The organism is Gemmatimonas sp. (assembly GCF_046594945.1).
In the GTDB taxonomy this organism is placed as follows: Bacteria; Gemmatimonadota; Gemmatimonadetes; order Gemmatimonadales; family Gemmatimonadaceae; genus Gemmatimonas.
In genome coordinates this window covers 43,441-66,485 of record NZ_JBKJRB010000098.1, presented here as the reverse complement: position 1 = coordinate 66,485, position 23,045 = coordinate 43,441, and the positions used below count along the sequence as shown (strand labels likewise).

Genomic DNA, 23,045 nt, shown 5'->3' with positions numbered 1-23,045 from the left:
AGGCGTTCCTCATGCGGCGGCCGTTCCACGCCACGAGGCGCCGAACCGTTCACGCTGGCGCATCACGAAGGCCAGCACTTCGGCCACGGCCAGATACATCTCGACGGGAATGACGGTGCCCACCTTCGCCACGAGGATGAGCGCGCGGGCGAGGGGGATGTTTTCGATTACGGGCACGTTGTGCTTGAAAGCGAGTTCCTTGATACGCAGGGCGATCTTGCGCTGGCCGATCGCGACGACATATGGCGCGGGCGCGACCATGGGGTCGTATTTGATTGCGATGGCGATGTGCACCGGGTTGACGATGACGACATCGGCCTTGGGGACTTCCGCGAACATCTGGCGACGGATGCGCTCGCGGCCGATCTGGCGACGACGTCCCTTCACTTCCTGATTGCCTTCTTGCGACTTCGATTCTTCCTTCACTTCTTGCTTCGTCATCTTCAACGACTCGGTCGTGCTGTACTTCTGCCACGCGAAATCCGCGACGGCGAGCACGAGGAACATCAGACCGGCGTTCTTGAGCAGCGCGACCGCGTACTTGGACACGACCTGCATGAGCGCGGCGGGCGACTTGTCGAGGGCAAGTCCCTGCACGTCAGGCCAGGCATCGGCGAGTGTGGAGTACACAGCCCACGCGACAATGCTGAGCTTCAGCAACGCCTTCACGAGTTCGACGATCGATTGCTTACCGAGGAGCCGTCCGAGGTTGTTCATCGGATTGATGCGGCTGAACTTCGGCGTGAGCGTTTCGATGGTGAGCAAGCCGCCGGTCTGCAGCGCTTGGACGGCGATCGCAATCACGGCGAGGGCCGTCATCATGCCGACCATCGCCACGATGGTGCGGAAGCCGATGGCCTGCAGAAATGGAATCGCCGACGCGCCGCCACGTTCGAGATTGCCTGCGTTGGCGAGCGTGTTGCCCATGGTATCGAGTAGGAACTGCCAGAGCGGCGGTCCCGCCATCGTCATCGTGAGCGTGGAGCCCAAGAGGAAGGCGGCGGTCGTGAGCTCTGGGCTCTTGGCGATCTGTCCTTTGTTGCGCGCGTCGTCGAGCTTTTTGCCAGAGGGCGCTTCTGTCTTTTCGCCGGAATCTGAATCAGACATGGATCAACGCCCCGTCGTCGGCTCAGGGGTGACGTGCACCGCCCGCGCAAAAGTTTCGAGCGTCGTGGCGTAGGCCGGCGTCCAGTCAGCGAGCGCGTGCACGACGAGGCCGATCGAACCGGCGAAGGTGAGCAGGCCGATTCCAATCTGCAGCGGGAAGGCGAGGCTCATGACCTGTAGCTGCGGCGCGGCGCGTCCGAGGATCGCCAGCGCGATGTTGGCCACGAGGATCGCGGCGATCACCGGTGCGGCGAACTGTACGCCGGTGGAAAAGATCGAAGCGCCGGCCTTGGTAACCGACAGCATGCCGTTGGCGAGATCGAGCGGGGCGCCCAGCGGCATGGAGACGAAGCTCTGCGCGACGGCCTGCAACATGATGAGGTGACCGCCGCCCGTGAGTAGCAGCGTGATGGCCAGCATCTGCATGAAGGTGCCCAGGATGGCACCCTGCGTGTTGTTCACGGGATCGAGAATCGCCATGCCGGAGAGACCGATCGAGTTGGTCATGAGCTCACCGGCGAACTCGGCCCCGGCCACGATGATCGCGGCGGCAAAGCCGATTACGAAGCCGATGATAGTCTCACTGAGGAACGTCACCGGCGTGATGCGCAGTACGGTGAGATCCGTAGTCGCGGCAGCGCTCGGAATGAGCAGCGTGGCGAAGACGACGAGGACGGCGGTGCGGAGCTTCATCGGGAAGCTCTTGGCCGACCACGCCGGGGCGACGAGCAACAGCCCGCCCACGCGCAGTGCGGTCAGCACGAAGGCTGTCGCGACGCCGGGAGCGAAGAAGTCAGGGAGGCCAAAGAGGCCCGTCGACGGGGGCACGTAGGCGATCCGGCTCAGCCGACCATCGCGGGGATGCCGCGAAAGAGTTCAGTGGTGTAGCGGATCAGGATCTGGAGCAGCCACGGCATGCCGACGATGAAGGCGCCGCCCACGAGGACAAGCTTCGGGACGAAGGCCAGCGTCTGTTCCTGGATCTGGGTCACCGACTGGATGATCGACACGACGAGGCCGACGCCGAGGGCGATGAGTAGCATCGGGGCCGCGATCATGAGTGCAGTCATGATCGCCTGGCGTGATAAGTCGATGACGAGTTGGTGAGACATCCGGGGTGGCTCGGGTAAGTGATGCTTCCGAGCACTTGGTAAAGCAGGGGTCGTACCAAAGGGTACGCGGATCACATTCGTCTGTAAAGCATTGCCATGGTTGAAGTTAAGTGCACAAAAGAAATCGGTCGCATTGACTGATTTCGGCAATTCGGCAGGAATTGCCGAGTTGTTCCGCGGCGAGAGTTGCCGCGGAAGCGATAACTGCCAACGCCTAGGATGGAGGGGGGAGGGTATCCGGATGGAGGGAATTGACGCGGAAAAGGGCAGCACCGCGGAAATCCGCCGTCCTGCCCCCTGCTCCCTGATACCCTCCCTCCGGCTTCCTAGGCAGTCCCTACTTGAAGCTCTGCACCAGACTCGTGATGGTGAGTGTCCACCCATCAACGAGTACGAAGAGCAACAGCTTGAACGGCAGGGAGATCATGGCCGGTGGCAGCATCATCATGCCCATGCTCATGAGCACCGACGCGACCACGGCGTCGATGATGATGAAGGGCAGGTAGATCGCGAAGCCGATCTGAAAGGCTGTGCGCAGCTCACTGGCCACGAAGGCCGACATGAGCACATGGAGTGGCACATCATCAACGCTGTTCGGTCGCGGCAGGCGGCTCATTTCAACGAACGTCTTCAGATCCGATTCACGCGTCTGCCGCAGCATGAATTCCCGCATCGGCTTGACGCCAGTCTTCATCATTTCGACTTGCGAGATCGTGCCGTCGAGCCACGGCGTAATGGCGTCGCGATTCACTTGGGTGAGTGTGGGTGTCATCACGAATCCCGTCAGCAACAGCGCCATGCCGGCGAGCAAGTGCGCCGGAGGCGCGCTCTGGGTGCCCATCGCTTGCTTCAGGAAGTGCAAGACGATCAGGATGCGGGTGAAGCCCGTCATCATGAGCAACAGCGTGGGCAGCAGCGTGAGCAGCCCCATCATCACGACGATGCCCACCGTGCCGTTCAGGCGCAGGCCACCGTTCTCACCGTCGCCGCCGAGCTTGACATCCATTTGCGGCATCATGCGCATGATGGCGTCATCAGTGCCGACGGGCGCGGGCGAGGCGGTGTTGGCCCTTCCACGCGCATCGCGCACGGAGTCCACGACCATCTGCGACATCGGACGCCGCGACGCCGCGGCTTGGGCGGTCAGCGCCGCACCGTTGTCAGAGCCCGGGGTCGCTCCCAGTCTGGAGTGGCGGCTCTTCGGCTTCGCCGTTGCCGCCGCACCCGGCTTGGTGGCCGCTTCGGCGGCGGCAGCCTTCTGCACCAAATCCTGCGTCACTTGCTGCAATGATGCGGGCAGTGCGAAGTCGGGAACACTCGGCGCCGCCGGAGCGGGCAGTGTTGCGGCCGCGGCCGGCGCACCGGGAAGCGCCGGGGCCTGCAGCGCCACTGGTGTCGACGCTGCCGCTGCCGGCGTGGCTGGACGCGGCGGCACGGTCTGCGTCGCGGTCTGTGCGCTCAGCGACGTGGTGCCGAGCAGAACCATCGCCGCGGCGAACGTTGCGAGGCGTGTGGCACCACCCAGCGAAATGCCAAGCATCGCGCGAAAGTCACGATCGGCCTGCTGCGACGTCTGCGGCGTCCCGTATAGGGGCGCGGCCATCGCGGAGCGGGGCGCATACGTAAGCACGTCACCACGGCGTGTCGTCACGGGCGCCGTTAGAAACGCTGGCACTTCGCGCGGCTCGACCGGTGAGAACGGCAGCACCTCCCCGCGCGGCGCACCCGGCGCCAGCACGGCGGCGTCGATTTCGAGATCGGCTTGCGCCATCGCGGCCTGCACAGTGGTGGCGTTGAGCGAGCGGCGGAACATCGCGCCGAACTTGCCCGGAAATGCCGTGCTCATCGCCGCGGGCAGCGCCGTCGATATCGTGAACGCCGCCGAAGCGGCCGCGCTGGAGACCATCGGCACCGGCAACGTGCTGGTCGCGATCACACGCAGGCGATCGACTTCATCGAGTTCGAACAGCTGACGAACACCGCCTTCGCCGACCGAAAGTGCCATCACTCGTTCTCCCACGCGCACCACGGCGAGCCCGGTTTTCGGGCCCAGCGGAATGCGCTGCACGACTTCCAGCGGCACACGCGTCTTCGACGCGAGAGCACCGGCTCCAAAGCGCTTGAGCGCCCAGAGGCAGACGGCGCCAAGTCCGAGGACGAAGGCGAGAGCGGCGACAACACCGAACGCAGCGGTCAGCATGTCAGGTCTCAGGCTGCGTTGGCAGCGCTGGAGGCGGCCGGATTGGCCAGCACGCGCGTAATGCGCACGCCAAAGTGTTCGCCGAGCACCACCACTTCCCCTTCGGCGAAGCGACGGTCTCCGACATAGATGTCGATCGGTTCGCCGGCGAGGCGCTCGAGTTGAATCACCGAGCCACGACCGAGGCGCAGAATCTCCTGCACCGTCATCGAGGTGCGACCCAGTTCGATGGACACGGGGAGGGTGAGATCCAGGAGCATGCCGATCGGCACTTCCGTGGTGCTCATCATCGTCTGTTCGAACTCCGTGAGCTGCGGAGCGCGAACCGGGATCGCGGCGGGCGTAGCCGATTCGTCCATCAGCGACGAGATAGGCTGGCCGGCCGCCTTGGCGGCTTGCGCGCTGGCAACGAGCGCGTCGATTTCGGCGGGATTCATGCGGAGTCCGTCCGTGAGTCTGAGGTCGTGGTGCTGGGTACGGCATCGAGGATGCGCACCGCGAGATTTCCGCTCACGCGGCCGGGATGGCCAATGAAGCGTTCCTGCGTCCCGGCCCGCACGATCACGCGCGCGTCGGTCGGGATACCGGTCGGGATGATCGTGCCTTCGGTAATACCGGCGATGTCGCGCATCGAGAGCTGGAAGTCGGGCAGACGCGCGGTGAGCGGCACTCTCGTCGCGCGAAGCGCGGTTTCGCTACGCTGCCGTGTCGTCTCGCGTTCCCGATCGCTCGTGGTGAGCAATGCATTGCGCTGTTGGCCACTCGAGGAGAAAAACTTGTCGAGCACCGAGAAGGGCAAGCAGATCAGTAACAAGCTGCTCACACTGCCGGTGGTGAATTCGACGTTCGCCACAAGCACGGGATCTTCGCGGTTGACGACCTGCAGAATTTCTGGAGACGACTCGAAGCCCGTAATGTTGAGGTCCATCGCGACATGGTCCTGCCAGATCTCCTGAAGGAGACCGCTGACCTTGTCGGCGACCGACCGAACGGCCATCCGCTCGATGGGGGTAAGCGCACGCGTGAGCGCGCTGCCCGTTCCCTCGCCACCGAACAGGCGATCGATGATGTAGGTGCTGAACTCGGGCCCGACGTCGATGACGCCCTTCTGGCCCGTGCCGGTGATGTCGAAGATGAACGACGAACAGGGCATCGGCAGCGAAAGCGTAAACTCGCCGAATGAGAACTGCTCGACGCTTTGCAGACGGACTTCGATCTGTCCGCGCACACGCGAGATGAGCCACGCTTCCAATCCTTTTACGAGGCGCTCGTACATGGCCTCGAGCGTGCGCAGGCGTTCCTTGGACACGCGGTGCGGACGACGGAAGTCGTACACCTGCACGTCCATCGCCAACGTCGGTGCGGCCGATTGACGTGAGCCGCCGCCGAGGAGGCGATCAATGTCGTGCTGGCTGAGAGTTTCGGAGCTCATCGTGTGGTCGGTGCGGCGTGACTTACTGAACGACGAACTGCGGGAAGTAGATGCGCTTCACCGACTTCTTGCCGAAGCGCTCGTCCACGGCCTTCATGATCTCGGCCTTGAACTGTTCGCGGGTGGCCATGTCGGTGAGTTGATCGACGGGCTTGGTGCCCAGGGTGGTCAGCACGATGTCGCGTAGTTCGGCGTCACGTGCCTTGAAGCTTTCGACGGCGGTGGGCGAGCCCACTTCGATCGCCACGGTCAGCAGGAGGTAGCGCGAGCCACCACTGCCGGCGGGATTGAGCACCATGTTGTCGAGGACGTGGATCGCCGCCTCAGCGACGCCGCCTTCCTTGCCTCCCTCAGCCGGTGGCCCGTGTTCGCCCGCGGCGGCGGTGGAGTCACTGCCGTGCGCGCTATCCGCCGCCACGATCGGGGTGACCTTGCCCATTTTCTTGGCGACCATCGGTCCGAGCAGCGCTGCCCCCGTTGCACCGCCCACGGCGAGACCGACGGCAACCATGCCGATCAGCAGCGGGAGCTTTGCTTTGGTGGGCGCGACTGGAGCGTCTTCGGGAGCCTGCGGGGTTTCGTTGGCCATGGATCGATTGATCGAGTCTGACAGAGGGACTGCTACAGCCCCTCTAAAAGCAGGACCGGGGCCACAATGAGTTCGGAGTGTCGCGTTTCGAGTAATGCGTTTATTGACAACAGTTTACAGCGACTTTTGGTGGCGAAAGGTCTGAAAAAGTACGGCGTACGGTATGTCACGTGTCCGGCCGATTTTACTTCTTCCGGCATTTTCTGCCGGTGTGCAAACGCCAAAGGCGGAGGATGAGGGCCCGTGCGTGCCCCCACCCTCCGCCTTCTGGCCGCCCGGATCCAGGCGGTCCAGCCAACCCGGTTACTGGTTAGCGCTTGATGCTCATTAATTCTTGCAGCATTTCGTCTGAGGTCGAGACGACCTTGCCATTCGCCTGAAATCCGCGCTGGGCCACGATCATATTCGTGAACTCCTGCGCCAAGTCGACGTTGGACATTTCGAGTGCGCCGCTGGTGAGCTGCGACTGCGAGCCTTCGAGCGCGAAGCCAAGCACCGCACCTCCCGAGTTGGCTGATTCTTGGTACATGTTGTCGCCGATACGGAGCATGCCGCTCGGGTTGTTGAAGTCGGCGAGCACGATCTTGGCTAGTGACGACGTGGTGCCGTTCGTGAAGAAGCCGGTGATCAGACCGAAGCGGTCGATGCTGAAGTTCTGCAGCGTACCAGCGGTGTAGCCGTTCTGGTCACGCAGCACGGCGGTGGACGCCGTAGACGCGAACTGCGTGAGGCCGCTGACGCCGCCGTTGAGCTTGAGGTTGAGCTGCACCGGATTGGCACCGGGCACCGCGAAGTTGATCGCGGCCGCGATGTTGGTGTTCATGATGCCGGCGCTGTCGAACGTGAACGTGCCGGTGTTCTCGCTCGTTGTCGCGGTGGTCGGGCTCATGAAGTACGAAATCTTGATCTCGGAACTCGACGGCATGCTCGCCGTGAACTGCACGGCCGGCGGCGGGCCACTCGAGAAGCTGTAGTCGGCGGGCGACAGATACTCGGTACCCGACGCGCTGTACACCTTCACGTTGGCCGGCAGGATCTCGTACCCGGCCGGCGGCGTGGGAAGTGCGATGTCCGACGGTGGCGAGTTCGCATCCGTCTGGAAGCTCTCGGTGACGCCCGAGGCGATCGGATCGATCTGCCAATCCCAGGTGTTCGGCCCGGTCTTCCACATCTGGATCTTGATGTCGCGCTTCGTACCCTGCGAATCGAACACGGCGATTTGCGATTCCGTCCACGACTTCTCGTTGATCGGGAGCGCGCGCACGAGCGGATCCTGAAAGTCACCCTGGAACGCCGGCGCTGAGGCGTTCAAGTTGCCGGCCAGTACGGCTTCGGTCGTCGGCTTGGCTGACACCTTCTGACCGAATGGCAGGCGGATGTCCTGGAAGCCGTCCTGCAGCACGCCGTTGTCGTACATGCGACCTTGCACGATGAAGCCGTTGGCCGGCGACACCATCTGCCCGTTCGCGTCGATCTGGAAATTGCCGGCGCGCGTGTAGAAGCTCTGGTTGCCCTTTCGCACGACGAAGAACGAGTCGCCTTGAATCGCGACGTCCGTGTTCAAGCCGGTCGTTTCGAGGTTGCCCTGATTGAAGATCTGATCGATCGAGCCGATCTGCATACCGAGGCCGATCTGGACCGGGTTGATACCACCCTGGTCTCCAGGCGGACGACTTGCGCCCTGTAGCAACTGTGCGAAGCCTTCCTTGAACGTGACGCGACCGGCCTTGAAGGCCACCGTGTTCACGTTCGCAATGTTATTACCGATCACGTCCATGCGCACCTGGTTGTTGCGCAGGCCGGAGACTCCGGCAAAGAGAGAACGAAGCATCTGTAAAAATCCTCGTGGGTCAGGTCGCGATCAGGCGCGCACTTGGGTGAGCTGCGACATCGGCACGTTCAGCGAATCGCCGATGATCAGGATGGGGTTGCCGCTTTCGTACCGCATGCCGGTAATCCGTCCGGCCGTGTACGTCTTCGCTGCTTGCCACTGGCCGCCATCCGTTGCGACCTCGAACTTGTATGTGTACTTCCCGGGGGCGAGTGGCGGCGTCCACGCATAGTCGCCAAGCTCGAACGACATCTGCCCCCCCTTCACATCGCCGACGCTGGTGGTGCCGACGGTGACGCCCTTCTCGTTGACCATGCTGATGCGGCCACCGCCCTTCATGGTGCCGCTGTCCACCACGATCGTGCCGTTGCCGGCTTTGTCAACGAAGGTGTTGTTGCCGGTGGTCACGCCGATTTTGCCCACGGTGCCCATCGCCATCTGCCCTTCGATGAGCTGCGCGAGTTCATCGGACCGCGAATTCTGCGTCGTCTCGAGCGACTTGATCGCTTCAGCCGTTGCGGTTGCTGACGCGGCCTGCGCTTCCATCGACTTGTTCATCGTGATCAGCTGCTCGACGGTGGAGAACTGGGCGAGCTGCGCCGCCATGTCCTTGCCGTCCATCGGATTCAGGGGATCCTGATTCTTCAGCTGAGCGACGAGCATCTTGAGGAACTCGTCCTGTCCCATCGCGCTCGTCTTGGCCAGGCCGCTGATCTTGGCGGATGGCTCGGCAACGCCGACCGGTGGCTTCGCGCCGGTGGGCGCGTCCGTCGTGGCGTACCTCGGCGTGATCGTGCTTGGATCAAATGCGTTGGCGGCGTTCCGCGTAGCGGTAATCATCACTTGGTCCCGTTGAAGAGATTCTGCCAGCCGCGCTGGTTCGCCTGCTCGCGCTGCTGATCCCGCGCCGCTTGCTCCTTCTGCTCGCGGCGAGCATCCTGCTGCTTATCCCAGTCGCGGCCAGTTGCCCGGTCGCGCTGGCTCTGCGACTGTGCATTCTCTCCCGACGTGGTCGGCGTCGCGCCGTTCGTGCGGAGCGCATCGCGCTCGCTGCCGATCGTGCGTGAGGCGTCACTCGGCTCCAACCTCGCGGCACTGGTAATGCGCACACGGTCGGCGTCAAGACCATGACGGCCTAGCGATTCCTGCAGTTCGCCGGTGCGCAGTTTCATCCGCTCGGCGCTTGACGCATCGGTCGAGATGACCGTGTCCACGACGGTGCCGCGCAGATCGACGGTGATGCGGTCCTGCGTGCCGTTGGCGTTCTCGACGTTGAGCGTCATCCGCGAGAGCGGACCGGCCGGTGCATCCGCACGCATCGCTTGAATCTCCGACACGCGTTGGGCCTGCTCGTTGCCAGCGGCCTGACCAACCGACGCCGCGCGCTCGGCGCCCGTCGTCTTCGTGCTGCCCTGGGCGTTGCTGTGCATCGCACCAAAGCCTGACGTGTCGCTCGCGGCCTCCTGCTTGGCGTGTCCGAGCTTCCGTCCCTCGTTGATTGGATGTCCGTTCTCGTCGCGTGCACCGCGGCCGAATGCGTTGCCATTCTGCTCACCCTTGGCGCTCGTGTTCGTATGGGCCTGCGCAACGTACGCGGCAGCGCCTTCGCCCAGAGCGGCCGGAGCGGCCTTGGCATCGGCTACGCGCGCCACTTGCGCGACACCGGCCACACTCGCGACCGGCGCGACACCGGCCGGTGCCGCCGCCGCTGAAGCAGCCGACGACGACTGGCGCTGAAACGCCGCCGTCACCTTGTCGAGCGCAGCTCCGCAGGCGCTCGCGCGCGCGCTCGCCATGATTGTCGAGCTCGAGATGTCCCGGGTCCTTCATCCCGAGCGTGTGAAGCCCCTCTTCTTTGGCGATGCGCTGCAGGCGGGCGAAGCCCTGCGCATTCGCCCATGACCCGTCCACGATCACGTCGACCGCGTCACCCCGCGTGTGCGCGGAATCGCGCGTCCACGTGACGACGGCGCCTGGACGTGTGCGCCCCTGCTCGTAGAGCTGGTCCTGACGCTCCTGCGAGCGGGCCGTTTCGACGATCGAAACGTCGTGACCGTACTCGCCCTTCATACGATCGATCACGCGCTGCACCCGTGAGCGAAGCTCCGGAGCAACGGCATCGAGATCCTTGATCGGCGTGGTCGGGTCGGCAGCCGACGCTGCCATGGCCCCCGCCAGTGCCGATGCGGTGGCCATGGCAGCAGCTGTGGAAGCGGCAGCGCTGTCCGCGATTTCAGTACCCGCCGGCGTGCCTGCCTTCGCGAGGAGGGCATCCAACGCCGCGCGGGCGTCGGCACCACGGACATCGCCGATGGCCATCAACTGTTCGAGCGACGTGCCACCCTTGGTGGCGATGCGCGACAGCACGGCGAGCGCATTGCGGTCACCCTCGAGCTCACCCTGGCCGCCGAGCTGCGCGCTGATCCGCTGCGCTGCACGGGAAATGCCGAGGAGGCCGTTGCTGCCGCGATTCTTGGCGTACGTGGGCAGATCGACGATGTCGTCCGAGGCGGATTCAGTCGGCGTCCGGCCGGCAGACGTAGCGTCGATCGACGTGTTCAGAATGCCGTAACGCAGCGCTTCGCTCACGTCCTGTGCGGCGCGCTGAGCGTCGCGATCGTGCGATCCGTGCTGCAACGCCGTGCGCAGTCCCTTTTCACCGGGAAACGCGCCTTCACCCGTGAGCGTGTCGCCCGTCGATTCATCGGTGGTCTGCTCGGTGGCCGCGTCGTCGAGCAGCTTGTCCACGAGCGATGCGCCTTCGGCCGGGAGCTGCTGAATCAAATCGGAGCGAACGCGCGATCCGGCGCCAGAGATGAGCGCCAGCAGCGCGGAGAACTCGGCGCGCGACACGCCGCGCTTTTTCTCACTCTCGGCCGTCGATTCCGTCTCGGTGTGGTCGGTATCCGAGCGCGTGGTGCGCTCGAGTGCCCGCTCGGTAGCCCGTTCCAAGCGTGGTGCGGTCGTGGTGACGGCCGTTGTCACGTTCATAGCGAGCCTCCGGGGGCCTTGCCGCCACCCTTCGTGATCGCAGCGGCGCGCGTTGCGGACATCGACGTCAGGATGGCGGCCGCCTGGCGGTCGTTCATCATGCCGAGAATCGTTCGAACATCGCCGTCGGTCATCTGGTCGAGCACCTTGACTGCGTCTTTCGCGGCCATCGCCGAGAAGATCTTGGCGAGTCGCTGCTCAGGGAGTGCCGTCTGCATTGCGGCATCACGTGCACCTTTGACAATGTTGGCGGCCGCTGTGGTGCTCGCCTTCGCGTCGATCGATGACGGTGGCGGCGATTGCGTCTGCGACTTCAGGCTAGGCGTCGAGGGTGCGTCCGGGGCCGACTTGGCGAGCGTCGCGTGACTGTTGACGGCTTTCCCCGGGGCCGACTTCGACGGCACCGACTTCAGGTCGCGGCGCGCGGCCTCGAGCAAGCGAATACTGTCGGCCGGCGTTAGCGGGGCGACGGATTCATGTGAGCCCGGTACGTCCATACCGCGTGAGGCACTGTCTGCCGGAACGCTGTCGTGCGCTGCTGCGTCGGTGGGCGCCGCCGCGCCGGGCGCGGAATCCGTATGCGCGGAATCCGTATGCGTGGAGTCGGTCGGATGTGCTTTGAGGCTATCGGCGAGCTGCGTCGAGTCGGCCGTGAACTTCGCCGCCGACTTCATGTACGAGAACCCCGTGCCGCCACCAAGGCCGGCCAGAAGTCCTATCACGATCGGGATGATCAGCTGCTTCATGAATGCGAACCATCGATGGGGGTGTTGGTGCTCGCGGCGTCATCCGCCGCATTCAGCCCTGCTTTACGCGAGAACTGCGCCAGAGCGATCTCGTCCATAGCGACACGATCGCCGTGTGCCCTCTCAGCTCGCCAAGTCTCAGCGTGGCGGGACTTTAGGCGATCGAGCACGCGTCGGTCGCGAGCCGCTTCTTCCAGCATTCCTTGCGCTTTCTGCACGTCGTCGTCGGCAAGCTTTGCCGCATCGACGGCCAAAAGCACCCGTTGATCGAGTGAGGCGAGTACGAATCCGAGCTGGTGGAGGTGCCCGATGCGAGGACCGCTGTTCGCGGTCGTCGTGATTTGCTGCTTGCTATGATCTCGCAGGTTCGCGATCGCGTCTTTCGCGAGGTGCGCTGCAACGGCGTTGTCACGGGCAGCGCCCAAGGCGCGGGCCTTCGCCTGCTCATGCTGCTCGCGCAGTTCGAGAATGCGCTGCAACCGGAACTTGAAGCTCACGGGCGTCTCCGCACCGACGACTCAATCGCCTCGGCAATCTGGGCGAGCGCGCTGTACGTGTCGCCGTATGGCGTGGTCTCGTCGGGGCGCTGTTGCAGGAATTCGAGCACGCGCTGTCGATAGATGATGGCCGCGTCGACGTAGGGATCGCTCCCTTTCTGATAGGCGCCGACCATGATCAAATCTTCCTTTTCGCGATACGCCGCTTCAAGTCGAAGCATGGCGCTTCCCGCGCGGCGCTGGATGTCGTTGGTGATCGCGTCTTTCACTCGACTCTTCGAGTCGAGCACGTCGATTGCCGGGAAGTGATTCTGCGCCGCGAGGCGGCGCGTGAGCACGATGTGGCCGTCGAGAATCGAGCGCGAGGCGTCGGCCACCGGCTCGTTGAAGTCGTCACCGTCCACCAGCACGGTGTAGATGCCGGTGATCCCGCCCGTGGTGGCATTCCCGGCGCGCTCAAGGAGGCGCGGCAGGTTGGCGAACACTGAGGGCGGATAGCCTTTCGTAGTGGGGGGCTCGCCGGTGGCGAGTCCGATTTCACGCCAGGCCATCGCGACCCGAGTGACCGAGTCCACCATGAGCAGCACGTGCTTGCCTTGATCGCGGAAATACTCAGCGATCGCCGTTGCCACGAGCGCACCGCGGGCGCGCACGAGGGCGGCCTGATCGCCGGTGGCCACAATCACCACGGAGCGGGCAAGTCCTTCTTCACCCAGCGAGTTCTCGATGAACTCACGCACTTCACGACCGCGCTCACCAAGCAGCGCGATCACGTTCACGTCGGCCTGTGCATTTCGCGCGATCATGCCGAGCATCGTGGACTTGCCCACGCCAGAGCCGGCGAAAATGCCGATACGCTGACCGCGGCCGATCGTGAGCAGTCCATCGATGGCGCGCACACCCGTTTCCAGCGGACGATCGATCGTGTCGCGCGTGAGGGGATTGGGCGGTTCGGCGGAGAGCGGTACGCGCTCCACCGTATCGAGCTTGCCCTTGCCGTCGATCGGATGACCGAGACCGTTCAGCACGCGGCCCAACAGTCCCGGGCCTACATCTACTCCGAAGGTGCGACCGAGCGGCTGCACACTGGCACCGGCGTGCAGTCCATCGAGTTCGCCGAGGGGCATGAGCAGTACGCTGCGCTCGTTGAATCCCACGACTTCGGCAAGCACCGACCGTTCGCGCGAGTGACTGGTGATGCGGCAGAGTGAGCCGAGTCCGACATCGATGCCGGTCGCTTCGACCACCAGCCCAACCACGCGGGTCACACGACCGTACGAACCGAAACGCTCGCTGTGCGCGAGTCGGTCCTGCATTGCCTCGAGCATCGAGTGGTATCCGTCCCCAAACGGCGCCGTGGCGCGTGTTGGCGTCACGACGGCTGTACTCCGCCGAGGCTACGGTACGCACGTTCGAGCGCCGTATCCACACGGCCGTCGATGATTCGCTCGCGTCCTTCCGTCAAGCAGCCGCCGCGCAGGATCGATACATCGCTGATCCAGCGGATTTCGCGACGACCAGCTTCTTCGATCGAGGCGCGGCAGGCGTTGAGATCTTCCGGGTTGATGCGGATCGTGATCTCCTGATCGAGCGGATACTGCGCCATCGCACTCTGCACCACGTCACGGACAAACGACGGATCGGCGTGCACCTCACGCTGCACGATGTGTCGCGCCACCATGACTGCCAGCGCAGCAATGTTCTCTTCGGCGTTGCTGACCCAGCGTGACTCGTGCAACTGCACATTGTTGACTGCTTCGGACAAGAGCGCCATCGCCGACGCGATCTCTTCGTCCACACCGACGCGGGCCGCGCGTTCGCCATCGGCTCGGCCGCGGCTGTAGGCCGTCGCTTCGGCGCGCGACCGCTCAACGGCGAGACGAGCTTGGAGATCCGCTTCCAAGTCGTCCGCCGACTGCGCGGGGATCCGCCGTTCCGCGGGGGTGAATTCGCCGAAGCCGTCGGCCACGGCGAATTCGTCGAGAGACCAGGCTGTTGCTCGCATCGGTCGGTCCTCAGATGATGACATCGTCGGTTCCGGCGCTCAGCACGATCTCGCCGGTCTCTTCGAGTGCGCGGACCTTCGATACGATGTCCGTCTGTGCCGCTTCAACATCGCGCATCTTGACCGGGCCCAGGAACTCCATCTCCTCCCGGAGGCCAGCGACGGCGCGCTGCGACATCGTCTGCATGATCTTCGCCTTGAGCTCGGGGCTGGCGGCCTTGAGGGCCAAGGCGAGCTGTTTGACGTCCACTTCGCGCAGCAGGCGTTGCAGCGACTTGTCGTCGAGCGAGGAGAGATCTTCGAACACGAACATGAGGTTCTTGATCTGATCGCTGAGGTGCGCGTCCTTCTCGGCCACCAGGTCGAGCACTTCCTTCTCGAGCGACGTGCTGACGAGGTTGAGAACCGCGGCCACGGCCGCCGGACCACCGACACTGGACATGCCCTGCGAGAAGGCGAGGTCGGCTTCGCTGCCGATCGCGCGTTCCACCAACGAAATCATTTCGGGCGACACCTTCTCCATCTTCGCGATACGGAACATCACATCGCCCCCGAGTGCGGGTTCGAGCTCGCGCAGAATGGCGGCCACATGGCCCGGATCGAGGTGTGCGAGAATGAGCGCGATGGTCTGCGGATGTTCACCGCGCAGGGTGTTGCCCAGCTGCTGCGGATCGGCACGACGCAGGCGACCGAAGCGATCGCTGTCGGCGAGCTGCCCCTGGATGCGCTTGAGAATCTGCTGCGCCTTGGCTGTTCCGAACGCGGCTTCGAGCACGTCCTTGGCGAACTCCACGCCACCGGCGCTCAGTGAATCGACACCGAGCGTGAGCTCGAGCCATTCGGCGAGCACGGCGTCGACGGTCGACGGCGGAACACGATCGATCTGCGCCATCTCGAGGGCGACGATCTCCGCCTCCTCAGGGTGCAGGCCGGCCGTGATCTTGGCGGCATGCTCCGTACCGATCGCCATGCACACGATCGCCACCTTCTGGCGACCGGTGAGACGATCGGGAGCGTACTTGTCCGCGTTGCTGCTGCCGCGAGGGAGAGCGATCATGGAAGCACTCACGAACGAAGCCAGCCGCGCATCACACGAACGGCAGCGTCAGGACGCTGGTCCACGGTGGCCATGGCCTGCTCACGTTCGGGGGTGGTCGGCGGGGGAGGAAGGCGCACGGGGCGCTTGGGCTCCTCAAGTTCGTCCGCATCGTACTGGTTCATGCCCTGCATTGCGGACTGCATCTGCGAGCTGGCGGGCAGTTCCGGATAGCCGGAGCCTGGCGGCAGCAGATTCGACGCTCCACCCGCGACAGCCTTCGACCTCTTGGGCTTGAGTGCGCTCACACTCACGAGTGCGATGACGAGCAGCACGACGAGCGCAGCGATCGCCACGATCGGCTTCGGGTTCGCTTGCAGCTTGGTCACCATGTCTTGCGGCGGCACTACGGTATCCCGCTGCACGATCGGGGCCGGTATGTCGAACGGGGCGCTCACTACGGAGATCATGTCGCCGCGGGTGGAGTCGACGCCGAGGGCATTGCGCACCAGCGTTTCGATGCGGGCGATCTCGTCGGGCGTGCGCACGGTGATGATCGGTGCCTGCGCCGTCTTCCCGGTGGTGTCGAGTAGTGGCATCGTGACTTTATCGGCTACGAGCACCGCCACGGTGAGCTTCTTCACGTTGCCGATCGCGCCGCTGAAGCTTTCGACACTCTTGGTGTTTTCATAAGACGTGGCGGTCGTACTGTAGCCGGCGCCCTGTGATGGATTGCTCGGCGTGACCTCGGCCTTTTGTTCCGTGGACAGCGCCTGGCGCTCAGGGTCGACGGCCTGCACCGTGCGCTCGACCTTGTCGAAGTTGATCGATGCGGCGACTTGCACGCGAGCATTACCGACGCCGACGAGGCTGTTGAGCAACTTGTCGGCTTTCAGTTCCATGTACGTCTCGACGTCGCGCTGCACGGAGAGCTGACGGCTGGAGAGACCGGCCACCGAGCCTTCGTCCTCGAGCGTGAGTGCCTGTCCGCGTTCGTCGACGATCGTGACGTGCTCGGGATCAAGTCCGCCCACGCTGTTGGCCACCATGCTCGCAATGCCGTGCACGGTTTCGGCGCGCGGCGTCTCGCCGCCGGCCATCTTGAGCGTCACCGACGCCTTCGAGGGCCGCTCGTTCGCCTTGAACATCTGCGCGTCTTCGAGTGCGAGGTGCACCTGCACCATCTCGACGTTCTTCAACTTCCCGATCGTGCGCTCGAGTTCACCTTCGAGTGCGCGTCGGTAGTTCACTTTCTGCGTAAAGTCCGTCATGCCCCACGACGGCTTGTCGAACAACTCGAGGCCGGGACGGCCGCCGGTCGGCATCGCTTCGGCCGCGAGATTCACGCGGGCCCGCGCCAGATCGGCGCTCGCCACCATGATCGTCGAGCCGGTCCGATCGAGTTCGTACACGATGCCTGTTTCGGTGAGCTTGTCGGTCATCGCCTTCACATTCTCGACGGGGATGTCCGCATAGAGCGGCACCATCGTCGGCTGCGTAGCCCAGCGCGACACGCCGAACACGAGCGCCGTGGCAATGACGCCGACCGCGATGATCGCGATCTGCCGTCCGTTGCCCATGCGTCCGAAGAGAGATTCCATCAGAGAGTTCATGACGATCGCTTACTCAGGACTGCATGGCGATGACGGACCGATAGGCCTCGACCATCTTGTTGCGCAACTCGATCATCATGTCGAGCGCGAGTCCGGCTTCTTCCCCGGCTGCCATCACCTGGTGGAGTTCGACGTTCTCGCCGGCGGCGAAGCGCTGGGTGAGGTCACCTGCGCGATCGCGCGCGTCGGACACTTCGTTGATGGCCTTCGTGAGCGTATTGCCAAAGGAGTTCTCGCCTTCACCGATGACCGGGACCTGCTTGGCGATACCGGTGTCGCGTCCGCCGAACTCGGGCATCGCCCGTGTGAGAAGATCGATTCGATTTTGCATGATGATCAGTCGGTGGAAGTCAGAGATCAGGCGCGGACGTCGAGGCGAATCCCGCGCGCCGCCGGCGGCGCAGGATTCGTGACGGCCTTGATGCGGCTATACGTCAATGGGCCGAGCGCGGCGGACTTCGCGAAGAAGTTGCGCTCGTCATTCGTCAACACGCTCCACAGCGTCGGATCGGTTCCGGCGGGCGCTTCAGCCGGCACGGTGCTCTGCGCCGTAGACTGACCAGCGATCGGCGTCTGCGGCTTCAGGGCAGCATTCGGCGACGCATTCTGCGACGCGCGAGCGTTCGTCGTGGCCTGCTGCGCGCGCTCGGCGCCGTTCTGCGCGCCGTTCTGCGTGCGTGCCGTCTCGGGTCGCGACAGCGAGCCGAGGGTGGGAAGCAGCGGGGTGTTGTTGATGCCGTTGACGCTCATGTGAATCTCTGGTGTTCGGTTGAAGCGAGTGCATCGAGTGCAGCGGGACGCGCGGTACTATCAGAAATGCTGCGGGTCGGGGACCGAGTGGTTCGGAGAGGAGGAGGAGGAAGAGCCACACCGATCCCCGGGCCCGCAGCGGACGTACGGTTATGTCATCAGATATCGATCGACGCGCGCAGCATGGACTTGGCGGTCTGAAAGACGGCGGCGTTGGCTTCGAAGATGCGTTTCGCATCCATGAGCTTGACCATTTCTTGTGTGGTATCGATATCGGGGTAGCGCACGTAGCCGGCGTCGTTGGCGTCTGGGTGGCCGGGCTCATACACGAGACGGCCTTCGCCTTGATCTTCGGCGATGCCCGCCACGCGGACACCGAACTCACCGCCCATCGTGCCATTCACGCCGCCGGTGGTCGGCAGCACGGGCACTTCGATCGCTTTCCGGGAATCGCCGGTCGCGATTTCGAAGGCGTTGCTACCCATCACATTGTTGCTGACGGCGGCCGTGCCCATGGTCGACGCAAAATCCCCGGCGTTGTAAAGCGCGTTCTGCGACGTGGCGGCTTCCATCACGACGTCTTTCCGCTTGTACGGCAGTCCGTCGGGGCCGCGAGTCACATCGGCGTTCGCCATGTTCTGGGCGATCGTTTCCATGCGCTGGCGCTGCGCGCTGAGTCCGCTGGCCGCGATGCCCAGCGAGCGGAACATCGGGCGGATCGTCTGCTGGCCCGGGATCGGGAGCAGGGCGGGTCGGCGGGTCGGATCAATCGACATCAGCCGTTACCTCCCTTGATCGCGGTGCGGAGGCTCGCGTACGTCTTCTCGAGAAGGCGGGCGGTGGCGAGGAAGCGGATCTGTTCATCCGCCAGCGCCGTCATCTCGTCTTCCACGTTCACGGGATTCAGGTCGGCCTGAGCCGTGCCGGCTTTCGCTTCGAGGGCGAATCCGTCCGCATTGCCCACGGTTGCTTTGGAGACGCGATCCGCGATGCCACGGGATCGCTCCACACTCTTGTCGAGTGCGCCTTTGAGCGAGGTGGCGGATGTGGTGCGATCGATGAGTCCGAAGAGCATTTGCGTATTCCCGGTGTGAAAGGGCGAGCCTATCCACACCGCTAAAAAGCAATGGCCGGGCCACACGGGCTCGGCCATCCAGAACGCATCTCTTTTTGTTTGTTAACTCGTTAATACTATGAGTTTTAAGTGGCGAGTACCGGCCGCGAACGGGGAGTGATTCCAAGCAAGAGTGAGGTGGCGAATCACGTCAGTGTGGCAATTCTTGCCGGGGGTCGTGACGACTAAATTTGCCGACCACCGCGACTCGACGACTACGCGTCGTCGCTGTCGGCGTCCTTGCCGGGACCGTTGAGCTTATTGCGGAGCGTGCGCACGCTGATGCCCAGCAGTTCGGCGGCCTTCGTACGGTTATTATCGGCCGCTGCCAGCGCATGCTGAATAAGCACACGCTCCGCGTCGGCCACATTCAGCGAGGCGAGCGCGATGTTGCCGTTGGTCGCACTACCAGCGACGAGACCGGCGGAGGGCGTCGCGCGGCTCGCGCTGGTGGCGACACCCGGCACGACGCCTGGGGTGGGGATGGTGCGCGGGCGGATGGAAGGCGCGCCCAGCGAGTGCGCCAAGCCGAACCGTGTCCCTTCCAGGCAGTGCGCATGAATCATCGGGTCCGGCGTCAGAATGACCGCGCGTTCGATCACATGCTGCAGCTCGCGGATATTACCGGGCCACGGATAGTGCTGCATCGCGTCGAGGGCGTCGGGTGAGAGCCCGTCGATCTTCTTGCCCAGCTCGGCCGCGGTCCGCATCGCGAACCGAAGCGCCAGTACCGCGATATCCTCGGGGCGATCACGCAACGGCGGGATCAGGACCGGAATCGTGGAAAGTCTATAGTACAAGTCTTGTCGGAACGTGCCTTGGTCGGCCTCGGCCGCCAGATCGCGGTTCGTGGTGGCCACGATGCGCACGTCCACCTTGATGGGCGAGGTGCCGCCGACCCGCTCGAATTCCTGCTCCTGCAGCACGCGCAGCAGCTTGGCCTGCAGATCGAGCCGCATCTCCGAGATTTCGTCCAGCAGCAGCGTGCCGCGATTGGCGCGTTCAAAGGCGCCCTCAACCCGCTTGATCGCACCGGTAAAGGCGCCCTTCTCATGACCGAAGAGCGCTGATTCGACCAACCCCTCGGGGAGTGCGGCGCAGTTGAGCTTGATGAACGGCTTGTCGCGACGGTCGCTCTGGTCGTGAATTGCCCGGGCGAAAAGCTCCTTACCAGTGCCCGACTCGCCCTGTAGCAGCACCGTGGCCCGCGTGGGGGCCGCCATGGAGACCGTCTGCAGAATCCGACGGATCGCCGGCGAGTCGCCGATGATCTGCCGCTCGTTCCGGAACTGCATCACTTCCTTACGAAGCGTCTCGTTCTCGCGCCGCAGGCGGACGAACTCCAGCGCCTGGTCGACCGCCAACTCGAGCTGCTGAGGACGGACCGGCTTGGTGATGTAATCGATCGCGCCGGCCTTGATGCTGGCCACCGCGTGCTCGATGCTGGCGTGTCCCGTCAGCATGATCAGCGGGATGTCATACCCCTCGCGGCTGAGCAGCTGGATGAACTCCAGCCCCGTCAGTCCCGGCATTCGATAGTCGGAGATGATCAGGTCGATACCGCCCCGCTCGAGGATCTGGAGCGCCTCCGGCACGCTGCGGGCGCCAATCGGCGTGTGGCCGGACTGGGCGAGCGAATCGTCAAGAATGAGTCCGACGCTTGGCTCGTCATCGACGTACAGAATTGTGGCCATGGCGGAGCACTGCTGGGACGAAGGGAGGCGTTCGCAGGGTGCCTCAGCAGGGCACCCGGCAAAAATAGCCGCCTGCTCTGAAAAACGCGAAACAATCAACATCCGACGGACCAAACTGGCCGAGTTGCTAAAGGACGGGCTCACCCGTCCGATACTGGTAGAGGAGTGCCGGCACCGTGTTGCAATCCTTCGGGGATGTAACGGTCACCGATTCCACAGGTCAGATGCGCGTTACCAATTCGATCATCACCCGAAACAGCCAATCGCGCCTGCAGGCCAACCTGCAGGGGCTCGATCGTATTCGGGATGACATTTCTTCCGGCATTCGGCTGCGGAAGATGTCCGACAACCCCACCAGCGGTGGTGAACTCGTGCGCATCGGCAGCTCGATGCGCGCGCTCTCGCAGTTCAAGCGCAACGTGGACAGCGGCATCGCCCGCGCCTCCGCCGAAGAGAACGCGCTCGAGCAGCTCACGAACGCGCTCACCCGCGGCATCGAGCTTGGCATCGGACAGGCGAGCGGAACTGCGAACCCGCAGTCGCGCCTCATCGTGAAGGCCGAAGTCGATCAGCTCATCAACTTTGCCTCAAACCTTGGCAATACGCGCATCGGCGACGAATATCTGTTCGGCGGGAATCGCGCCGGAGAGGCACCGTTCGCGACGCCGGCTCCGGCGACGGGTAGCTTCTCGCGGTTGACGCTGGCTGGCAACCCGGTCAATCCGAGCGGCAATATGACGCTTGAGATCGGTGACAACACGTTCGTCACGCCCACGCACAACGGCACGGAAGTGTTCATCGACACCGACGCTCTCGAGTCGCTTCGCGCCCTCTCGACGGCACTCGGCAACAATGATCCGACGGCCATTCAGGCGGCAGCGGACCGCCTCACGACGGCGAACAGTAACGTGCAGTCGCTTATCGGGACGCAGGGCGCGCGCATCAACGAGTTGGAAACGGCCACGGTCAACCTCAATTTGATGGAGTTGAACCTGAAAGCGTTTCGCTCCGACCTGCGCGACACCGAGATCGACAAAGCGATGGTCGAACTCGTAGGCAAGCAGACGCTGTATCAGGCGGCGATGAGCGCGACTTCGCGTATCCTCGGACTCAGCCTGGCCAATTACCTTTGACGTTGATGAGTCACGCCGTGATGGAAGCCCAAGATCGTAGCACCACGACGTACACGATCACGTCGCCGGCCGTTGGCACGATCGAAATAAGCGGAGAAGCCGTGATGCATTTCACGGAAGCGTTGTGGGGTTTTCCGGAGCGTTCCGCTTACGCGCTGCTGCCCGCGGCGCGACACGGTCTCTGGTGGCTGCTCTCGGTCGACGAGCCGCAGACGACCTTCGTACTCGCCGATCCATTCGTGGGACATCCCGAGTACGGCATCGATCTCGGTGACGCCGAGCGCGACGCCCTGCAAATCGTGGAGCCGACCGACGCACTGGCGCTGGTGATGGTCGCGCTTCCGATGACGCCCAGCGAGCCGATAACCGGGAATTTCCGCGCGCCGATCGTGTTCAACCTCCGCAAGGGCCTCGCGCAGCAGGTGGTGAATCGCGACGAGCAGTATTCCTTGCGGGAGCCGATGGATCTGGCGGACTATCCGGCGCCGGACGACGGTCTGCGGTTGGGGTGAACATTTATCCGAGTACTTCGGCTCACCGGCAGTTCTTGCCGGTGTTCAGATTCGGTGAAATGACTTAAGCGCTGTATTTTCAATGGCTTACAGATTGGCATGGTTGCTGCAATTCTACACTGCATGACAGTTTCGCTCGCTCGCTCCGAACTTCGACGGACGCCCCAGCCCACGCGGCGCGGTCCGGTCGCGATTGGTCGTCCTCAGGTTGGAACGGCAGGAGGGACCGCGTGAGGGACAGCCTAAGGGATTGCACGTCGAATGGCGGCATCGGCAATCACGATCGGTCTGACCTTCCCGTAAGGCTGGTACAGCGGCGAGAGAATCGCGATCTCCTGCAGCATCGACATGAGCGGCCGGTCGTCGAGTTGCACCATGAGCCGGTACAGGCAATTCACGGCGCACTGCCACGGCTCGTTGGCGAAGTAGATCCACTCGATGGACTGTCCGAGCTCCGCCTCGATGCGCTCACGCCAATCGGTGCGGCAGAAATTGATTTCCGAAACCACCACCGGCGTCCCCGCGGCGAGACTCTCTCTCGCGCGCGCGACGTGCTCATCCCAATGCTCACCGAAGTCGTCGTAGCTCGCGTAGCCGGACGCGATGTACTCGCGCATCAGCGAACTCTTTCCGCTGCCAGGTAGCCCCACGATGCCGATGACGTTCATCGTATCCGCGCGGCA

25 protein-coding genes are annotated in these 23,045 nt (G+C 63.9%); 2 read left to right on the top strand and 23 right to left on the bottom strand.

Translation table 11 applies throughout. The features are described from left to right. Positions 1 to 9 precede the first annotated feature (9 nt). From ACLL97_RS11955 to ACLL97_RS11850, 22 genes are all read right to left on the bottom strand, one after another. A complete protein-coding gene (locus ACLL97_RS11955) occupies positions 10 to 1,107 on the bottom strand; it encodes a flagellar biosynthesis protein FlhB (protein ID WP_411280701.1) in 1,098 nt (365 codons plus the stop codon). Positions 1,108 to 1,110: 3 nt separating this feature from the next. Continuing rightward, positions 1,111 to 1,935, bottom strand: coding sequence for a flagellar biosynthetic protein FliR (locus ACLL97_RS11950; RefSeq protein ID WP_411280700.1), 825 nt, complete (start codon positions 1,933 to 1,935; stop codon positions 1,111 to 1,113). Between the two features lie 14 nt (positions 1,936 to 1,949). Beyond that, a complete protein-coding gene (fliQ, locus tag ACLL97_RS11945) occupies positions 1,950 to 2,219 on the bottom strand; it encodes a flagellar biosynthesis protein FliQ (protein ID WP_171225899.1) in 270 nt (89 codons plus the stop codon). Between the two features lie 337 nt (positions 2,220 to 2,556). Further along, complete coding sequence (fliP, locus tag ACLL97_RS11940) at positions 2,557 to 4,419, bottom strand: flagellar type III secretion system pore protein FliP (protein WP_411280699.1); 1,863 nt, start codon at positions 4,417 to 4,419, stop codon at positions 2,557 to 2,559. An 8-nt stretch (positions 4,420 to 4,427) separates the two neighbouring features. After that, entirely contained in the window at positions 4,428 to 4,856 is a 429-nt protein-coding gene (fliN, locus tag ACLL97_RS11935) for a flagellar motor switch protein FliN (protein ID WP_411280698.1), read from the bottom strand. Further along, positions 4,853 to 5,851, bottom strand: coding sequence for a flagellar motor switch protein FliM (locus ACLL97_RS11930; RefSeq protein WP_411280697.1), 999 nt, complete (start codon positions 5,849 to 5,851; stop codon positions 4,853 to 4,855). The genes fliN and ACLL97_RS11930 overlap by 4 nt, the downstream gene beginning before the upstream one ends. 22 nt (positions 5,852 to 5,873) lie before the next feature. Beyond that, positions 5,874 to 6,440, bottom strand: a complete 567-nt coding sequence (gene fliL, locus ACLL97_RS11925) for a flagellar basal body-associated protein FliL (protein WP_411280696.1) — start codon at positions 6,438 to 6,440, stop codon at positions 5,874 to 5,876. Positions 6,441 to 6,750: 310 nt separating this feature from the next. Beyond that, on the bottom strand, positions 6,751 to 8,271 hold the full coding sequence (locus ACLL97_RS11920) for a flagellar hook protein FlgE (RefSeq protein ID WP_411280695.1): 1,521 nt from the start codon (positions 8,269 to 8,271) through the stop codon (positions 6,751 to 6,753). 30 nt (positions 8,272 to 8,301) lie between these two features. Beyond that, on the bottom strand, positions 8,302 to 9,111 hold the full coding sequence (locus ACLL97_RS11915) for a flagellar hook assembly protein FlgD (RefSeq protein ID WP_411280694.1): 810 nt from the start codon (positions 9,109 to 9,111) through the stop codon (positions 8,302 to 8,304). Next, entirely contained in the window at positions 9,111 to 9,923 is an 813-nt protein-coding gene (locus ACLL97_RS11910; RefSeq protein WP_411280693.1) for a hypothetical protein, read from the bottom strand. Before ACLL97_RS11910 ends, ACLL97_RS11915 begins: the two co-directional genes overlap by 1 nt. After that, positions 9,823 to 11,262, bottom strand: coding sequence for a M15 family metallopeptidase (locus ACLL97_RS11905; RefSeq protein WP_411280692.1), 1,440 nt, complete (start codon positions 11,260 to 11,262; stop codon positions 9,823 to 9,825). Before ACLL97_RS11905 ends, ACLL97_RS11910 begins: the two co-directional genes overlap by 101 nt. Then, entirely contained in the window at positions 11,259 to 12,008 is a 750-nt protein-coding gene (locus tag ACLL97_RS11900) for a MotE family protein (protein WP_411280691.1), read from the bottom strand. Before ACLL97_RS11900 ends, ACLL97_RS11905 begins: the two co-directional genes overlap by 4 nt. Beyond that, complete coding sequence (gene fliJ / locus ACLL97_RS11895) at positions 12,005 to 12,505, bottom strand: flagellar export protein FliJ (protein WP_411280690.1); 501 nt, start codon at positions 12,503 to 12,505, stop codon at positions 12,005 to 12,007. Before fliJ ends, ACLL97_RS11900 begins: the two co-directional genes overlap by 4 nt. Continuing rightward, complete coding sequence (locus ACLL97_RS11890; RefSeq protein WP_411280739.1) at positions 12,502 to 13,833, bottom strand: FliI/YscN family ATPase; 1,332 nt, start codon at positions 13,831 to 13,833, stop codon at positions 12,502 to 12,504. The genes fliJ and ACLL97_RS11890 overlap by 4 nt, the downstream gene beginning before the upstream one ends. Positions 13,834 to 13,877: 44 nt before the next feature. After that, positions 13,878 to 14,510, bottom strand: coding sequence for a FliH/SctL family protein (locus ACLL97_RS11885; protein WP_411280689.1), 633 nt, complete (start codon positions 14,508 to 14,510; stop codon positions 13,878 to 13,880). Between the two features lie 10 nt (positions 14,511 to 14,520). Then, positions 14,521 to 15,567 carry a flagellar motor switch protein FliG gene (fliG, locus tag ACLL97_RS11880; protein WP_411280688.1) on the bottom strand — a complete coding sequence of 349 codons (1,047 nt, stop codon included), beginning with the start codon at positions 15,565 to 15,567 and terminating at the stop codon, positions 14,521 to 14,523. Positions 15,568 to 15,575: 8 nt separating this feature from the next. Further along, on the bottom strand, positions 15,576 to 17,147 hold the full coding sequence (gene fliF / locus ACLL97_RS11875; RefSeq protein ID WP_411280687.1) for a flagellar basal-body MS-ring/collar protein FliF: 1,572 nt from the start codon (positions 17,145 to 17,147) through the stop codon (positions 15,576 to 15,578). A 25-nt stretch (positions 17,148 to 17,172) separates the two neighbouring features. Beyond that, a complete protein-coding gene (fliE, locus tag ACLL97_RS11870; RefSeq protein ID WP_411280686.1) occupies positions 17,173 to 17,490 on the bottom strand; it encodes a flagellar hook-basal body complex protein FliE in 318 nt (105 codons plus the stop codon). Between the two features lie 26 nt (positions 17,491 to 17,516). After that, a complete protein-coding gene (locus tag ACLL97_RS11865) occupies positions 17,517 to 17,909 on the bottom strand; it encodes a hypothetical protein (protein WP_411280685.1) in 393 nt (130 codons plus the stop codon). A gap of 158 nt (positions 17,910 to 18,067) precedes the next feature. Next, on the bottom strand, positions 18,068 to 18,685 hold the full coding sequence (gene flgC, locus ACLL97_RS11860) for a flagellar basal body rod protein FlgC (protein ID WP_411280684.1): 618 nt from the start codon (positions 18,683 to 18,685) through the stop codon (positions 18,068 to 18,070). Next, positions 18,685 to 18,984: a hypothetical protein gene (locus tag ACLL97_RS11855; RefSeq protein ID WP_411280683.1), complete on the bottom strand. Its 300-nt coding sequence runs from the start codon at positions 18,982 to 18,984 to the stop codon at positions 18,685 to 18,687. The genes flgC and ACLL97_RS11855 overlap by 1 nt, the downstream gene beginning before the upstream one ends. Positions 18,985 to 19,238: 254 nt before the next feature. After that, on the bottom strand, positions 19,239 to 20,717 hold the full coding sequence (locus ACLL97_RS11850; RefSeq protein ID WP_411280682.1) for a sigma-54-dependent transcriptional regulator: 1,479 nt from the start codon (positions 20,715 to 20,717) through the stop codon (positions 19,239 to 19,241). Positions 20,718 to 20,941: 224 nt separating this feature from the next. Between ACLL97_RS11850 and ACLL97_RS11845 the strand changes: the two genes are divergently transcribed. Together ACLL97_RS11845 and fliW are read left to right on the top strand one after the other, a co-directional pair. Next, the gene (locus ACLL97_RS11845; protein WP_411280681.1) at positions 20,942 to 21,850 is read left to right on the top strand and encodes a flagellin; all 909 of its coding nucleotides are present in this window, start codon (positions 20,942 to 20,944) and stop codon (positions 21,848 to 21,850) included. A 5-nt stretch (positions 21,851 to 21,855) separates the two neighbouring features. Then, complete coding sequence (gene fliW / locus ACLL97_RS11840) at positions 21,856 to 22,362, top strand: flagellar assembly protein FliW (RefSeq protein ID WP_411280680.1); 507 nt, start codon at positions 21,856 to 21,858, stop codon at positions 22,360 to 22,362. Positions 22,363 to 22,604: 242 nt separating this feature from the next. On the opposite strand, the gene ACLL97_RS11835 is transcribed toward fliW, so the two are convergent. Then, positions 22,605 to 23,030 (bottom strand): hypothetical protein, encoded by a 426-nt coding sequence (locus ACLL97_RS11835; protein WP_411280679.1) that lies wholly within the window; start codon positions 23,028 to 23,030, stop codon positions 22,605 to 22,607. Positions 23,031 to 23,045 lie beyond the last annotated feature (15 nt).